General features: G+C 46.2%; 12 protein-coding genes and 2 pseudogenes. 9 read left to right on the forward strand and 5 right to left on the reverse strand.

The features are described 5' to 3' along the window. Positions 1-23: 23 nt before the first annotated feature. The gene (gene mrcB, locus PXH59_RS11395; protein ID WP_047769269.1) at positions 24-2,498 is read right to left on the reverse strand and encodes a bifunctional glycosyl transferase/transpeptidase; all 2,475 of its coding nucleotides are present in this window, start codon (positions 2,496-2,498) and stop codon (positions 24-26) included. 49 nt (positions 2,499-2,547) lie between these two features. Further along, on the reverse strand, positions 2,548-5,028 hold the full coding sequence (gene hrpB, locus PXH59_RS11400) for an ATP-dependent helicase HrpB (protein ID WP_285811748.1): 2,481 nt from the start codon (positions 5,026-5,028) through the stop codon (positions 2,548-2,550). Between the two features lie 103 nt (positions 5,029-5,131). Between hrpB and sfsA the strand changes: the two are divergent. The 7 genes and pseudogenes from sfsA to panC all read left to right on the forward strand — a co-directional run bounded on the left by sfsA (position 5,132) and on the right by panC (position 11,304). Continuing rightward, positions 5,132-5,843: pseudogene (gene sfsA, locus PXH59_RS11405) on the forward strand (DNA/RNA nuclease SfsA). 195 nt (positions 5,844-6,038) lie between these two features. Further along, positions 6,039-6,494, forward strand: a complete 456-nt coding sequence (gene dksA / locus PXH59_RS11410; protein WP_047769264.1) for an RNA polymerase-binding protein DksA — start codon at positions 6,039-6,041, stop codon at positions 6,492-6,494. Between the two features lie 56 nt (positions 6,495-6,550). Further along, a complete protein-coding gene (gene gluQRS, locus PXH59_RS11415) occupies positions 6,551-7,429 on the forward strand; it encodes a tRNA glutamyl-Q(34) synthetase GluQRS (RefSeq protein ID WP_285808418.1) in 879 nt (292 codons plus the stop codon). A 311-nt stretch (positions 7,430-7,740) separates the two neighbouring features. Further along, positions 7,741-9,099, forward strand: coding sequence for a polynucleotide adenylyltransferase PcnB (gene pcnB / locus PXH59_RS11420; protein WP_285808419.1), 1,359 nt, complete (start codon positions 7,741-7,743; stop codon positions 9,097-9,099). A 1-nt stretch (position 9,100) separates the two neighbouring features. Beyond that, positions 9,101-9,583, forward strand: coding sequence for a 2-amino-4-hydroxy-6-hydroxymethyldihydropteridine diphosphokinase (gene folK, locus PXH59_RS11425; RefSeq protein ID WP_285808422.1), 483 nt, complete (start codon positions 9,101-9,103; stop codon positions 9,581-9,583). Positions 9,584-9,615: 32 nt separating this feature from the next. Next, positions 9,616-10,407 (forward strand): 3-methyl-2-oxobutanoate hydroxymethyltransferase, encoded by a 792-nt coding sequence (gene panB, locus PXH59_RS11430; RefSeq protein ID WP_285811749.1) that lies wholly within the window; start codon positions 9,616-9,618, stop codon positions 10,405-10,407. A gap of 39 nt (positions 10,408-10,446) precedes the next feature. Continuing rightward, entirely contained in the window at positions 10,447-11,304 is an 858-nt protein-coding gene (gene panC, locus PXH59_RS11435; protein WP_285808423.1) for a pantoate--beta-alanine ligase, read from the forward strand. Positions 11,305-11,375: 71 nt separating this feature from the next. On the opposite strand, the pseudogene PXH59_RS11440 reads toward panC, so the two are convergent. Continuing rightward, positions 11,376-12,145 (reverse strand): annotated as a pseudogene (locus PXH59_RS11440) (ABC transporter permease). After that, positions 12,145-13,068 carry an ABC transporter ATP-binding protein gene (locus tag PXH59_RS11445; protein ID WP_285808424.1) on the reverse strand — a complete coding sequence of 308 codons (924 nt, stop codon included), beginning with the start codon at positions 13,066-13,068 and terminating at the stop codon, positions 12,145-12,147. Before PXH59_RS11445 ends, PXH59_RS11440 begins: the two are co-directional and overlap by 1 nt. A 185-nt stretch (positions 13,069-13,253) precedes the next feature. On the opposite strand from PXH59_RS11445, the gene can reads away from it, so the two are divergent. Next, positions 13,254-13,907 carry a carbonate dehydratase gene (can, locus tag PXH59_RS11450; RefSeq protein WP_285808426.1) on the forward strand — a complete coding sequence of 218 codons (654 nt, stop codon included), beginning with the start codon at positions 13,254-13,256 and terminating at the stop codon, positions 13,905-13,907. Between the two features lie 199 nt (positions 13,908-14,106). Here the strand turns inward: can and hpt are convergent, their stop codons facing one another. Further along, the gene (gene hpt / locus PXH59_RS11455; RefSeq protein WP_047769248.1) at positions 14,107-14,652 is read right to left on the reverse strand and encodes a hypoxanthine phosphoribosyltransferase; all 546 of its coding nucleotides are present in this window, start codon (positions 14,650-14,652) and stop codon (positions 14,107-14,109) included. 815 nt (positions 14,653-15,467) lie between these two features. On the opposite strand from hpt, the gene PXH59_RS11460 reads away from it, so the two are divergent. Then, the gene (locus PXH59_RS11460; RefSeq protein WP_285808429.1) at positions 15,468-15,824 is read left to right on the forward strand and encodes a YacC family pilotin-like protein; all 357 of its coding nucleotides are present in this window, start codon (positions 15,468-15,470) and stop codon (positions 15,822-15,824) included. The last annotated feature ends 109 nt before the right edge of the window (positions 15,825-15,933 follow it).

A 15,933-nucleotide genomic window follows, 5' to 3' on the forward strand; every position in this document is an offset into this window, starting at 1 on the left:
GTGTATGATTTACCAATAACTTATCACTGACCAAACATCTCACGTAGCCAGCCAGGCGCTTCTTCTTCATTCTCCTCGATAGGCTGTTGTGCCGATTGCTGGCATAACTTCTGAGGATCATCAGTCCAAACCGGTAATACTCTGATACCGCTTCCTTCACAGTTGAAACTGCCATCTTCATTGACGGACATATCCACAATACCTTCCGGTGGACGGTTATTCAGTTCCAGTGGCGTTTCATTTTCCAGATAACGACGGTAAATCGTCAATGCACCTGTCGCTCCGGTCAAATTGGTCGGCCCATTGTTATCACGCCCAGCCCAGACAATCGTGACTTCTTTGCCATCAATGCCTGTAAACCAGCTGTCACGCAGATCATTCGTTGTTCCGGTCTTACCTGCCAGGTGATATTTGCCATATTTCCCTGTCAGTGAACGCCCTGTACCCCTCTCCACGACCTGCTGCATACCGTATAGCGTCAGATAGGCGGCCTGTGGCGGTACAACACGCTCTGCCTGTGGATAACTCTGGTAAATCACCGTACCATCTTCAGCAATGATGGAGCGTAACGCAGAAAGTTTCGCCCGATTACCCCCACTGGCAATCGTCTGGAATTCTTGTGCCATTTCCATTGGCGTCAGGTTAATCGCGCCCAATAACATAGCCGGGATCTGTTGGATCTCTTTCGCAGGAATACCCAGTGCAATCAAGGTGCTGGAAATGCGGTCTAACCCGACATCCAGTCCCAAATTCACGGTCGGCACATTCATCGAACGCGCTAACGCGTCGATCAGCATGACACGCCCGCTGAAAGTACGGCTAAAGTTCTTCGGTTCCCAGGGCTTTCCCCCCGCCTGAGGGACAGAGAGAGGTTCATCCGCCAGCCAGGTATTCAGCCGATATTTATCCGGCTGGCTCAGTGCCGTCAGATACGTAGCAGGTTTAGCAAGCGAGCCAATCAAACGACGGGCATTCAATGCCCGGTTAAATCCAGCATATTGCGGCTGGGAGCCGCCAACCATAGCGCGAACCTCACCGCTGAAACGGTCAACAACGACCATCGCCCCTTCCAGATCATCCATCTTGCGTACTTTTCGCAGGGCAGCAACGCCCTCTTCAACGGATTTTTCCGCCGCATCCTGCGAAACAGGATCGAGGGTAGTAAAGATCTTTACCCCTGACAAATCATTGACTTTATCGCCCAATTTTCCCTGCAATTCCTGACGAACCAATTGCATAAAGGCGGGTTGTGGTGTAATCACCCCGCTTTTCGGTTTTACCCCTAATGGACGGGCACTCAGTAAATCATACAGTTCCTGATTGATGATGTTCCGGTTCTGGAGAATTTTCAAAACCACATTGCGCCGCTCCAGCGCCGTTTTAGGATGACGCCATGGGTTATACCACGAGGCCCCCTTGACCATGCCCACCAGCAACGCCTGCTGATCCAAACTCAATTCATCAATCGGGCGACCAAAATAGTACAGACTTGCCAATGGAAAACCATGGATCTGCTCATCACCACTTTGTCCTAAAAAAACTTCGTTCAAGTACAATTCCAGAATGCGATCCTTGCTATAACGCGCATCCATCAGTAACGCCATATATGCTTCATTCGCTTTACGGCTAAAGGTACGTGCATTGGAGAGGAACAGGTTTTTCACTAATTGCTGCGTCAGGGTACTTCCCCCCTGAACCGCACGTCCTGCCGTCAGGTTAGCCAAAAACGCACGGGCAATGGAAAGCGGCCTGACGCCATCATGTTCATAAAAGTAACGATCCTCTGTTTCCAGCAACGTCTGAACCAGTAAATCAGGAAAGCCGGAACGCGGGACAAACAGGCGCTGTTCACCATTCGGTGATTGCATCATGGTGATCAATTTGGGATCAAGACGGAAAAAACCAAACTGCCGCTGGTTTTCCATGTTTTCAATGCTGGCAAGATGATTATTATCAAAAGTCAGTCGAGCCTGAATTTGCTCTTCTTTACCATCAGGGAAATCAAATGGGCGGCGCAGCATCTCTATGCTATTCCCCCTGACGACAAATTCCCCTGCACGGGTGATCTTTGTCACACTTCGGTACTGCATGCCTTCCAGCAAGTGGATCATTTCATCCTTGCTGTAATTCATGCCGGGTTCAAGATTGACCATCCGTCCGTACACTGCGGCCGGTAAATCCCAGACTTTTCCGTCAATACGCTTGCGGATTTTGTTATCCAGATAGAAGCCATAAATGACAATGAGTACCGCCAGTACAATAAAGATTTTCAGCAGCAACCACAAAAACCAGTGCCCTCTTTTTTTAGGCGGGCGGGATTTAGGACTGCGGGCGCTCTTCCTTTTTTTCGTCATGACTTCATCCTCATCGTTATCGTCAACATCATCATTTTCATCATCATAGTCATCCCGCCGATTGCGTTTATCAGATGTTCGCCCACGACGAAGTTCTGATTTTTTACCCTTACGTCCGATTGGCTGACGATCATCATCAGACATAACGAATTCTCCAACTATTTATTAAATACAGGTAGATAAATACAAACAATTACAGCCGTTTTTTCACGTATCTGGTCGGTGCGGTGTTGGCAGGATCATCCGGCCACAAATGTTTGGGGTAACGCCCTTTCATCTCTTTTTGCACTTCACGATACGTTCCCTGCCAAAACGCGGCAAGGTCTTGCGTGATCTGTAATGGACGATGGGCGGGAGATAACAATTCAATGACAACTGAAACCCGTCCTTTCGCCAATGCTGGATTTTGCTGCTCTCCGTACATTTCCTGCATTCTCACTGACAGTACAGGAGGCTTATCATGGAAATACCGGATAGTGATCCTGCTGCCCGTTGGCACAGTGTAATTAGCAGGCAATTCATTATCCAGTATTTGCCGCTGTTGCCAATCAAGCAATCCCCTCAGACAGGAGGACAACTCAATCTGGCGCAAGCCTTTTAAGTCATCAACATCACCCAGGGCGGGCAGCAACCACTGTTCAAGGGAGTTCAACAATGCTTCGTCATCAACCGCAGGCCATTCCACCTCCGGTAGCCATTCTGTCGCTCTTTGCAGGCGGATGCGCAACTGCAACGCTTCCGGTGACCAATTCAACGCCGATAATCCTTCCTGCCTGACCCAATTCAGCAAGGCTTCTTGTAATTCCGACGCCGAAGGTTTTGCCAGTGGCTGGGCTTTAACAATTAATCGCCCACATTGCAAACGCTTCCACGCCCGTAATGAGCCTTTATTATCATCCCACTCCACGGTTGTATGCTCAGTAAACAGATGAGGGTATTGCTTTATAGTCTGTTCAATCGCCAACGGGCAGGCAAGCAAAACCTGTGCATCAGGATGGCTGCTTCCTTGCTGTAATGAGGGAGTCATTAACCAAGCCTCTCCCGACAGCGGCTCTTCACGTTCCAGTGCCACCCCCAAGCCATTGGCTAACTGAAAACGGCCAAGATTATCGCGGTTTTTGGCGATCCGGTCTGGAAAACCCTGCACCAGGAGTTCAGGCACAAGATCTAATCTCAGGTTTCCAGCATGGTTTGGTTTATCCGCCCGTTGATTTGTAAAATTCCTGACCAGCTGATTAGCTCGTTGCTGCCAATGACGCTGATTCTCTGTCATCCAATAGAGTAGGTCAGGCTGTCCACGACGCGGGGGTTCTTCCAGAATGGCGACCAATTTCGCTGCTGTTATCAATGCTGCCCAGCCTTCGCCTTTTTTATCTTCGCTCTCCTGAGCTGAACACAATATCGCCGCCAAACGGGGTTCACTGCCGAATGCCGCCATTTGCCAACCACGGGAAGTCAGTTGCTGGTTGTCGTCCAACGCCCTAAGGCGCAGCAACAGGGAACCTGCAACCGCTAATGCGGGTTGTGGTGGATTATCCAACCAATGAAGTTGGTTACTGTCACGACATCCCCACTGTAGTAAAGAGAGCTGTAGACCGCTTAGATCTGCATGCAAGATCTCCGGCTCGCTGTGCTCTCTGGCTCTTTCTGCCTGATCCTGACTAAATAAGTGCCAACAGACACCTGCCTCTCGTCGTCCAGCCCGCCCTGCCCGCTGAACCATAGATGCCTGGCTGATGCGTTGGGTCATTAAGCGTGTCAGGCCACTCTTCGGTTCAAATCGGCCGGCGCGTTCCAGTCCACTGTCTACCACTAACCGGATACCTTCAATTGTCAAACTGGTTTCTGCAATATTGGTAGCAAGTACAACTTTACGCATCCCCACTGGCGCCGGTGTGATTGCCTTGCGTTGTTCTGTCAACGACAATGCCCCATACAATGGACACAACAGCGTATCGTCATTGATCTTACCGGCCAATTGCGACAATACCCGCTGAATTTCACCGACACCGGGCAGAAACAGCAATAACGATCCCGTTTCCTGTTGCAATAAACGCAGTACCGCCGATGCAACGGATTGTTCAAAAGGTTGATGAGAAGGAAGTGGATGATATGACCTGATTACCGGATAACTACGCCCTTCTGACACAATCACAGGCGCATCGGGTAATAAAGAAGAAAGGCGCTGGTTATCCAATGTTGCCGACATCACCAAGATACGCAGGTCATCGCGCAACCCTTCCTGTACATCCAGCAGCAGTGCTAATGCAAGATCGGCCTGTAAACTGCGTTCATGAAATTCATCAAGAATGACCAAAGAGATGCCGTTCAATTCAGGATCTTGTTGCAGCATACGCGTCAAAATCCCTTCGGTCACAACCTCAATCCGTGTTGCAACACTGACTTTAGTTTCCGAACGCATCCGGTAGCCGATGGTCATACCAACAGGTTCATTGAGTTGTTCGGCAAGGCGTTCAGCCACACTCCGTGCAGCAATGCGCCGCGGTTCCAGCATAATAATGCGCCCCGGCAACTGCGCCTGCTGTAAAATTGCCAATGGCAATCCGGTCGATTTTCCAGCGCCCGTTGGCGCATGTAATAACACTTGCTTCGACGTTTGCAATGCAGCAATAACGGAGCCAACCACGTCATAAATGGGTAATAGATCACACATGGGCAATGACAAAGGATCACCATAATGAATTAACTTTCAGTGGATGCCATTGTAGCATTAGCGCCTTTGATTTCATTCGCCCACGGGTTATGAAGGAAAGTTTATGGAATTTTCACCTCCCCTGAAACCGGCTACCTTAATCCGCCGTTATAAACGCTTTCTTGCGGATGTCCTCACGCCAGAAGGAGAAATACTCACTATACATTGTGCCAATACGGGTGCCATGACAGGATGTGCCACGCCAGGGGATACCGTGTGGTATTCCACATCCGATAATCCCAAACGCAAGTACCCCAATAGCTGGGAACTCACGCAAACCCAGGATGGTCACTGGATTTGTGTCAATACCCTCAGAGCCAATGCTCTGGTCTGCCAAGCTATTGAAAAAAAATATTATCTCGGAATTATCTGGATATGAGCACATGCGTCATGAAGTTGGCTATGGAAAAGAGAAAAGTCGCATAGATTTATTGTTACAATCAAAACAAAAAGTTAGCTGCTATATTGAAGTCAAGTCAGTCACATTGTTACAAGAAAATTATGGATATTTTCCTGATGCGGTCACAATTCGAGGGCAAAAACATTTACGTGAGCTATCATTGATAGCACAACAAGGCCAGCGGGCTGTTTTGTTATTTGCTGTTTTACATTCTGGGATCAGCCAGGTTGCAGCAGCAAAACATATTGACCATGATTATGCTTTTCTTTTGGAACAAGCATGCCAATCAGGGGTCGAAGTAATCTGTTATAAGGCCAGCATGACAGAAAACGGGATGGTTATAAGTGACAAATTACCTTTCGTATCAATGGGATAATTTGTAAACAAATCATACTGACAAGAGGGGTTTTGCAACATATTTAGGCAGTAAACATGCCTGCCTTCACACCATTGCAAAACTAATGGCAGGAACAATTGCCAACCTCGCAGTCATCTGCTATTTATAGCGGCCTATTTTTTTCCCCCTCTTATCGGGGGGTCGTTTGATAGTGCGTGTGTAAGGAGAAGCATTATGCAAGAAGGGCAAAAACGTAAAACCTCGTCCTTGAGCATTCTCGCCATCGCTGGGGTAGAACCTTACCAGGAAAAGCCAGGCGAAGAATACATGAACGATGCCCAGTTAAAGCATTTCAGGCTGATTCTGGAAGCATGGCGCAATCAACTCAGGGATGAAGTAGACCGTACTGTATCTCATATGCAAGATGAGGCAGCAAACTTCCCTGATCCAGTTGACCGTGCGGCGCAAGAAGAAGAGTTCAGTCTTGAATTACGTAATCGGGATCGTGAGCGTAAGTTGATCAAAAAGATCGAAAAAACGCTGAAAAAGGTCGAAGAAGAAGACTTTGGCTATTGTGAAGCCTGTGGGATTGAAATCGGCATCCGCCGTTTAGAGGCTCGGCCAACAGCCGATTTATGTATTGACTGCAAGACGTTGGCCGAAATTCGTGAAAAACAAATGGCTGGCTAACCAATAGGGTTAAGTACGGCGCTAAATGCGCCGTATGCCCCTATGTTGAATCGACGATGACTCAATCCAGACATTCCTCGTTATATATTGGCCGTTTTGCGCCATCTCCTTCCGGCGATCTCCATTTTGGTTCTTTGGTGACTGCATTGGGCAGTTATCTGCAAGCCCGTGCCTGTCACGGAAAATGGCTGATGCGTATTGATGATATTGATCCCCCACGGGAAATTCCCGGAGCCGCCACGCGGATATTGCAAGCCCTTGAGCATTATAGGCTTTATTGGGATGGTGAGGTACTCTATCAATCCCAGCGCCATGACGCTTACCGTGCTATCCTCGATCAATTAAAACAGCAAGGTGATAGCTATTACTGCACCTGCACCCGCCAACACATTCAACAACTGGGCGGCTTTTATCATGGCCACTGCCGACATTTGTCTCTGCCCGCTCACAACGCTGCCATTCGTCTAAAACAACGCCATCCGGTTTATGGTTTTTACGATAAATGGCAAGGCCATATCACCGTGCCTACGAAAATGGCTGAGGAAGATTTTATTATTTATCGCAAAGACGGTTTATTTGCCTATAATCTTGTCGTTGTTATTGATGATAGCTATCAAGGTGTCACTGAAATTGTCAGAGGAGCTGATTTAATTGAACCCACGGTTCGCCAGCTATCTCTGTATCAGCATTTGAATTTTGCAACACCAGATTATGTGCATTTACCTCTCGTGCTAAATAAAGAGGGAAATAAACTTTCTAAGCAAAATCATGCCCAGCCGATCCCATTGAGCGACCCAAGACCATTGCTTATTGATGCGTTATCATTTCTGAATCAGCCCACTATTGCAGGCTGGCAGGATCTCACCACAGATCAACTGCTACAGCAAGCTATCGTCGGTTGGAATATAAACGCGGTTCCGCCAAAAAAAACCTAGTGAATAGACTAAGTTAAATAAAGTCTTTCTATCGGTACTGTAAGCATTCTCAAAAAATGTCCAGTAAGTTATGATTGGCGGCTGTTTTTGTTTTAATTGATCAGTCACTACCGAGGTGTACCATTTTTAACCGAGTAGCAACTTTCTGTCGTAATTTATTAATCCGCGATCACAGAACAAAGCGCGACGCACCGGCAGTCAGTGAAAGGCCAGTCACCGTATCTGACCATTCTGCTCAAACAGAGAGCAGTCCTCTGCGTAAACGTAGCAGGAGGAATCATTCATCTTCATCACATGCCGAAAACGACAAAATGAAGAAAAAACCCGTAAAGGCAATACGTTCGGACTCCCCGATCACGGTGATCCCACGCGACCAGCATCTAATTTCACGCAAGGACATCAGTGATAATGCCTTGAAAGTTCTGTATCGCCTAAATAAATCAGGTTTTGAAGCTTATCTGGTCGGTGGCGGAGTTCGTGATCTGCTGCTGCATAAAAAACCCAAAGATTTTGATATAGCCACCAATGCTACACCTGAACAAGTTCGTCAACTGTTCCGTAACTGCCGCCTTGTCGGACGTCGCTTTCGCCTTGCCCATATCATGTTTGGCCCTGATGTGATTGAAGTTGCCACCTTCCGCGGGCCACATGATCAAATTGAAAGCAATGACCGGAACCAGTCACATAAAGCTCAAAGCGGCATGTTATTGCGGGATAATATTTTTGGTTCAGTAGAAGAAGATGCCGTTCGTCGTGATTTCACAATCAATAGCCTCTATTATGGCATTGAAGATTTCTCACTGCGGGATTACGTCGGGGGCATGGCCGATCTGAACGCAGGTATCATTCGCCTGATTGGTGATCCCGAAACGCGCTATCGGGAAGACCCCGTGCGTATGCTGCGGGCTGTCCGTTTTGCCAGCAAACTGGGTATGACTGTCGAGCCAGCTACCGCTGAACCTATCCCGCGCCTGGCATTTCTGTTGAAGGATATTCCAGCGGCACGTCTGTTCGAAGAATCGCTGAAACTGTTACAGACAGGACAGGGTTACAGGACTTATAAACTGCTGCGCGAATATCATCTGTTCCAGTCATTGTTTCCGCTTATTCAACCGGGTTTCACCCAACGTGGTGATTCGTCAATGGAAAAGCTGTTAGTACAAGTGCTGAAAAATACCGATTTTCGCTTACAAAGTGACAAGAGAGTGAATCCCGCTTTCTTATTTGCGGCCATGCTATGGTATCCCTTGATTGAACATGCGGAAAAGCTGACACAGGAAGGTGGATTACAGTATTACGACGCCTTTGCGTTAGCAATGAATGATATTCTTGATGAACAGTGTCGTTCCATTGCGATCCCGAAACGTTATACCACCACCATGCGCGATATCTGGTTACTCCAGCTTCGTTTGCCACGCCGTCAGGGAAAACGAGCAAATAAGTTAATGGAACATCCGAAGTTCCGCGCGGCGTATGACTTACTGGAATTGCGCGCCAGCATTGAGCCACGCCATGACCTGAAAGAACTGGTACATTGGTGGACTGAATTCCAACAGTCAACATCACCACAACAGCGCGAAATGATATCTGATCTGGGCAACGAACCCATTCGCCGCCGGACACGCCCCCGTCGTGTTGGACGCACTCGCCATCACAGGAATAACGGTTAATATGACTCGCGTCTATATTGCCATTGGCAGCAATCTGGCCGAACCTTTGCAGCAAGTCAATAACGCGCTTGCTGCCCTGAAAAAGATCCCTGATACCACTTTCATTGTTCGATCCTCTTTTTACCGAACCAAACCAATGGGACCACAGGATCAACCAGATTACCTCAACCTTGCCGTCGCATTGGAAACGCGGTTATCACCAGAAACATTGCTTGATCACACCCAAGCAATCGAACGGGAACAAGGACGCGTTCGTAAAGACGAACGCTGGGGACCGAGAACGCTCGATTTGGATATCATGTTGTTTGGTAATCACATCATCAACACCGAACGCTTGACAGTTCCCCACTATGGGTTAAAACAGCGTGAATTCATGCTTTATCCACTGGCAGAAATTGCACCTGACCTTGTGTTTCCCGATGGAGAAACCCTGACAGCGCAATTAAAAAAAGTGCCAGAAAATGGCCTGACGCTTTGGTTATAAAAATAGAGGGTATCACTATTCAGGAGAGAATGATGAAATCAACCACCCTGACTGATCTCAGTCAGTTAAAAAAAGAAAAGCGCAAATTTGCAACCATCACCGCTTACGATGCCAGTTTCGCCCACCTTTTCGCCGGACAAGGTATTAACGTCATGCTCATTGGTGATTCACTCGGCATGACTATACAGGGATTTGACTCTACCCTGCCCGTTACCGTTGAAGATATCGCTTACCACACCCGAAGTGTTCGTGCTGGTGCCCCTCATGCTTTTCTCATCGCAGATATGCCTTTCATGAGCTACGCAACCCCCGAACAAAGTTTTGGTAATGCGGCGGCACTCATGCGTTCTGGTGCCAATATGGTCAAAATTGAAGGCGGAGATTGGCTATGTGATACCGTCAAAATGCTGACCGAACGAGCCGTCCCCGTTTGCGGTCATTTAGGTCTGACACCACAATCCGTCAATGTCCTCGGTGGCTATAAAGTTCAGGGACGCGATGATGCCTCAGCCCAAAAATTATTTGACGATGCGATTGCCTTAGAAAAAGCAGGTATGCAACTCCTGGTGCTAGAATGTGTTCCGACTGCACTGGCGCAGCGTATTACTGAAGCACTGGACATTCCGGTTATTGGCATTGGGGCGGGCAATATGACTGACGGTCAAATTCTGGTGATGCATGATGCCTTGGGCATTACCGCAAAACCACCTAAATTTGCTAAAGATTTCCTCAATGAAGCTGGCAATATGAGGGATGCCATTCGCCTGTACATTGAACAAGTAGAAAGCGGCACCTATCCTGATCCGGCACACTCGTTCAACTGAATATTCTCCAGCATGACGACTAATTAAAGGAGTACAACAATGCTGATCATAGAAACGATCCCCATTTTACGCCGAGAAATCCGGCGCTGGCGTCAGGCGGGCAAACGTATTGCCTTCGTCCCTACGATGGGAAACCTGCATGATGGTCATATGGCGTTAGTTGATACTGCCAAAGCACAGGCTGACGTTGTTATCGTCAGTATCTTCGTCAATCCGATGCAATTTGATCGAGAAGACGATCTGGTCAATTATCCTCGAACCTTGCAGGAAGATTGCGAAAAACTAAGCCGCCGCAATGTCGAGTTGATATTCGCCCCTAATGCTAACGAGATGTACCCACATGGTTTAAACGGCAACCAAACTTTTGTCGAAGTCCCCGAACTCTCCCATATTCTTGAAGGTGCCAGCCGACCAGGACATTTCCGTGGCGTCACTACCGTTGTCAGCAAATTGTTTAACCTGATCCAGCCCGATCTGGTTTATTTCGGCGAAAAAGATTTCCAGCAATTACAGATTATCCGCAAGATGATTGCAGATATGGCTTACGATATTACCTTGGTTTCCGTGCCGATTGTCCGTGATAAAACTGGATTGGCACTCAGCTCACGTAATAGCCTTCTATCCGCTGAAGAGAAAAAATTTGCGCCTTTGCTGAATAAAGTTATGCAATGTATGGCAGAAAAGCTGAAAAATGGTGAACGCGATACTGAACGGCTCATTGAACTGGCATCTGCACATTTGCGGGAAGAAGGCTTTATGCCGGATGAGTTATTTATTCGTGATGCAGAAAACCTGATGCCATTAAAGGCACAAAGTAAAAAAGCCGTAATTCTAATGGCAGCATGGTTAGGGCAAACCCGGCTGATTGATAATCAGCAAGTTGATTTGGCTGACTGATTTTAATTGTGGGATATGTGCATACCGTCACTCCGCCGCAATCAACGGCGGAGTATTAAATTTTTTGGCTATTAAGTTCTCAGCCCTCGCCCTGATTCAATCAGATACCAGGCCAATAGATAGAATCCAACAATAAAAAGCCCCAGCATACCTAACGTCATCGCCAGAGAAACATCCATAATACCGAGAAAACCATAACGGAAGCCACTGACCATATAGACGATGGGATTTAGTTTTGACACTATCTGCCAGAAAGCAGGTAACAGGGTAAGGGAGTAGAATACGCCCCCCAAATAGGTTAACGGGGTCAGCACAAATGTTGGAATAATACTGATATCATCAAACGTTTTCGCAAAAATGGCATTCAATAGCCCCGCCAATGAAAATAAGATTGATGTGGCCAGCAAAGTGATCACCACCATTCCCCATGAATGTATCTGTAGCGGTACGAACAATAGGGAAACCAGTGTCACCAGGATGCCAACACATACCCCACGCGCTACGCCACCCCCAACAAATCCAGCAATAATGATATGGGTTGGAACCGGAGCGACCAGTACTTCTTCAATGCTGCGCTGGAACTTAGCGCCAAAGAAAGACGAAGAAACGTTAGCGTAAGAGTTGGTGATCACTGACATCATTATCAACCCGGGTACAATAAACTGCATATAACCAACCCCCCCATTTCGCCAATGCGGGAACCGACCAGATTGCCGAAGATAACGAAATAAAGAGACATCGTGATCACCGGCGGCAGTAATGTCTGTACCCAAATACGCCCAAAGCGGGTGACTTCTTTAATCCAAATGGTTTTCAGAGCCACCCAGTATAATTGGATCATTACCTCTCTCCTTGGCTATTATTGGTCAATCCGACAAACAACTCTTCCAGGCGATTCGCTTTGTTACGCATACTGCTGATTTGTATACCCTGCTTACTTAGCTGGGAGAAAACATCATTTAATCCCTGCCCGCGTTTTACATCCACTTCCAGCGTGACTGCATCAATCAGACGGTAATCGTAGCCGTCAATAACAGGCTTTGTTTCTTTTGGTAATAAATCCAGCAAGAATGTTTCACGTTCAAGTTGACTGAGCAGGTTTTTCATGCTGGTGTTTTCCACCAGCTCACCATGTTGGATAATGCCGATGTTTCGGCACAACATCTCAGCTTCTTCAAGATAGTGGGTCGTCAAGATGATTGTGGTTCCCTGCGCATTCAGTTCTTTCAAAAATTCCCACATCGATCGGCGCAGTTCGATATCCACGCCCGCTGTAGGTTCATCAAGAATTAACAACTTCGGCTGATGCATTAAGGCACGGGCAATCATTAAACGCCGTTTCATACCGCCAGATAAACGAATGGCACGCTCGTTGCGCTTTTCCCATAGATCCAATTGAGTAAGATAGATTTCAGCCCGTTCCTGCGCCAGATTGCGTGGAACGCCATAATATCCCGCCTGGTTTAAGACAATCTGAATCACTGTTTCGAATGGATTGAAATTAAATTCCTGTGGAACAAGGCCAAGCTGCCGTTTGGCATTAATGAGATCCGTATCAATATCGTAGCCAAAAACCCTGACCGTCCCCCCACTTTTATTAACCAAGGAACTAATTATCCCTATCGTGGTCGATTTCCCAGCTCCATTTGGCCCTAAAAGCGCGTAGAAATCACCTTCTTCTACACGCAAATCAATCCCCCGCAGCGCTTTCACTCTACTCTCATAGACTTTCGTGAGCTGCGTCAATTCCAATGCGTAAGCCATAAGTAAAAAATACCTTTATTATTTGCTAATTCTGACTGCTGCAAGAGAGAAAGTATGCCATTATTTTCCCCCTATTTCTTCGCAATAATAGGGGACCAATAAAAAAACATACTTCAATTAAATATTAAATTCTCAATTAATGTTGTATATGATTCTATCTCAAAAATGTTACTAGGCTATTAGTTATGATGAGAAAAATTGAAGAGCTGTTTGCCAGGAACAAACAGTGGTCAAAGTCCGTAAACGAAGAAAACCCCCTGTTCTTCAAAGAATTATCAAAAGCACAAAAACCCCATTTTCTGTGGATAGGCTGCTCTGATAGCCGAGTACCTGCCGAAAAGCTGATTGATGCAGCCCCTGGCGATCTTTTTGTACACCGAAACGTCGCTAACCTTGTTATCCATACCGATTTAAACTGTCTGTCTGTTGTACAATATGCCGTTGATGTTTTGCAGGTTGAGCACATCATCATCTGTGGTCACTACGGTTGCGGTGGCATTGAAGCGGCTGTGGATGGCACTGAATTGGGCTTAATCAACAACTGGCTGCTCCATATCCGTGATTTGTGGTACAAACACAGTTCCATGCTGGGTGAGTTACCGCCTAACGACAGGCTGAATCTCCTGTGTGAATTGAATGTCATTGAACAGGTTTACAACCTTGGCCACTCAACCATTATGCAATCTGCATGGAAACGTGGGCAGAAAGTGATGATCCACGGTTGGGTATATGGTTTGAAGGATGGGGAGTTACATGATCTGGATATTACCGCTGACAGCCGTGAAAAATTGGAACTTAATTACCGTCAGGCTATTTCCAAGTTATCTCAGACAAAATAGTAACCCGAAAGGCAATCTATTATTAGAAAAACAAATGGCAGCCCCAAAGCTGCCATTTGCTTCTACCCGATAAACGTCAAGCTGCCATCCACAAGACGACGCGAGGCCTTATATTTCCCCGTTGCACGGGGAAATATAACACGCATCTTCCAGTTGGATTGGTATATACCAAATTGATTATTTTTGCTGATTGCAAAAATTAATCTTCCAGCAAGATGACATGTCCGATATAAGGCAGATGGCGATAACGCTGTGCATAGTCAATGCCGTAACCGACGACAAATTTATCTTCGATTGAATAACCCATCCACTCAACTGGCACATCGACTTCGCGGCGAGAGGGTTTGTTCAATAAAGTACAAATCGCCAGTGAATGAGGCTCACGCAGCGCCAGAATCTCGCGGATTTTGTTCAGTGTATTGCCTGAGTCGATAATATCTTCAACGATCAGCACATCTTTACCACGAATGTCTTCATCCAGATCCTTGAGGATTTTCACATCGCGGGTAGAACTCATCTCATTGCCATAGCTGGATGCAGTCATAAAATCCACTTCGTGGGGAACCTGAATTTCACGGCATAGATCGGCCATAAAGATAAACGACCCTCTTAACAAGCCAATCAACACTAATTCACGATCGCTGTTACGATAGTGTTCTGTAATCTGCTGCCCTAACTCAGCAATACGTTGCTTAACCTCTTGTTCGGAGATCATTACTTCTACAATATGTTTTAATTCACTCATAACTATATGTTTTTAATTAAAAATTTAAATAAACCATGTGGCGTTTTACCCAAAGTGATACCCCGATTGATATACCGTTCACCACACAAAAACGCACACACAAGAAAACATGAGAACAAAATATTTTGCAAAGCATATCAGAATTCATCACCTACAGTAAAAGAAGGGTGAATCTATGACTACCTACAAATAGGGATTTGAGGTGAATGCGGCTACACACTCGTAGTACCATGAGTCAGGTATTAGATAGTGATTGCTGTAACCTATCCACCTTGTTTACAGTTAGAGGGAGGGATCTGCCGTCATGGACGCTCCCATTCTGGCTATCAATATTATTTTTGCCATTCCTGGCAACTTGAATTCACTTATATCGCATATCGGGCGGGATCCCCCCCCTGAAATAGAACATTTTTTAACCGGAATAAATTCATATCTGATATCCTGTATGAATGAAAACAGATGACGCACGCTCACGACTGAGCAACAAGTGCGGCTAAGACAGCAAGCTATCCCGCTTCTTCGTTTGGAAGAGAAATTATTTCGCTAAATCGGCCAATGATTGCATATGCATCCAGATACCGCTTGACACTGGTTCAAACGCGGTCAGGCTGAGAGGAAAATAACCAGTTGATTTTTTTAACAATCACAAATCAAAGCTAAAAATGAATGTGACTATTTATATCGAGCTCAATCGCATAAGCTCACTGGCAGAAAAAATGGTCATTTTATTAAATTGAAGCAAATAAAGTTTGGCTAACAAAGATATTAATATGTTAATTTAAGTAAAACGGTAGAAAATCAGTATAATAGAAATTATGCAAAAAATTGCCTTATTCGCGTACATTCTGGCTCTGTTTAGTTTTGCTCAACCAGCAACAGCGCTGTCTGAGAGTGAAGCTGAAGATCTCGCCGATCTGACAGCCGTCTATATCTATCTAAAACATGACTGCGGCTATAGCCAAATCCCAGATTTTCAAATTAAACGTACAATTATCTATTTTGCCCAACGTAACAAGTGGGATCTCAGTAACTATGATAATCAGTTAATGCAGGAACTAAATCAATCAGGTTACAACGAGTTAAAGGATATCAACTTACCTCATGAGGTTAAATGCCGTTCTCTTGCAAAGAACTCCCTCAGCCTGCTCTCTTATATAAAAAGTTCCTTTTAGGTACTTCCAAGATTAATTTCATGTTAAAACTCAGTGACGGCCATGTGAATTACTGGCTACTATGTGCAGCCGATGAAGATCACAATGGAGGAAGAGCCGGGGAGTTTCT

This window comes from Xenorhabdus bakwenae, from assembly GCF_030272115.1.
GTDB classification, from domain to species: domain Bacteria; phylum Pseudomonadota; class Gammaproteobacteria; order Enterobacterales; family Enterobacteriaceae; genus Xenorhabdus; species Xenorhabdus bakwenae.

Excerpts from the sequence above, each read along its gene's own strand:
- mrcB (WP_047769269.1), bottom strand. The coding sequence starts at position 2,498 with ATGTCTGATGATGATCGTCAGCCAATCGGACGTAAGGGTAAAAAATCA.
- hrpB (WP_285811748.1), bottom strand. The coding sequence starts at position 5,028 with ATGTGTGATCTATTACCCATTTATGACGTGGTTGGCTCCGTTATTGCT.
- dksA (WP_047769264.1), top strand. The coding sequence starts at position 6,039 with ATGCAAGAAGGGCAAAAACGTAAAACCTCGTCCTTGAGCATTCTCGCC.
- gluQRS (WP_285808418.1), top strand. The coding sequence starts at position 6,551 with ATGACTCAATCCAGACATTCCTCGTTATATATTGGCCGTTTTGCGCCA.
- pcnB (WP_285808419.1), top strand. The coding sequence starts at position 7,741 with ATGAAGAAAAAACCCGTAAAGGCAATACGTTCGGACTCCCCGATCACG.
- folK (WP_285808422.1), top strand. The coding sequence starts at position 9,101 with ATGACTCGCGTCTATATTGCCATTGGCAGCAATCTGGCCGAACCTTTG.
- panB (WP_285811749.1), top strand. The coding sequence starts at position 9,616 with ATGAAATCAACCACCCTGACTGATCTCAGTCAGTTAAAAAAAGAAAAG.
- panC (WP_285808423.1), top strand. The coding sequence starts at position 10,447 with ATGCTGATCATAGAAACGATCCCCATTTTACGCCGAGAAATCCGGCGC.
- PXH59_RS11445 (WP_285808424.1), bottom strand. The coding sequence starts at position 13,068 with ATGGCTTACGCATTGGAATTGACGCAGCTCACGAAAGTCTATGAGAGT.
- can (WP_285808426.1), top strand. The coding sequence starts at position 13,254 with ATGATGAGAAAAATTGAAGAGCTGTTTGCCAGGAACAAACAGTGGTCA.
- hpt (WP_047769248.1), bottom strand. The coding sequence starts at position 14,652 with ATGAGTGAATTAAAACATATTGTAGAAGTAATGATCTCCGAACAAGAG.
- PXH59_RS11460 (WP_285808429.1), top strand. The coding sequence starts at position 15,468 with ATGCAAAAAATTGCCTTATTCGCGTACATTCTGGCTCTGTTTAGTTTT.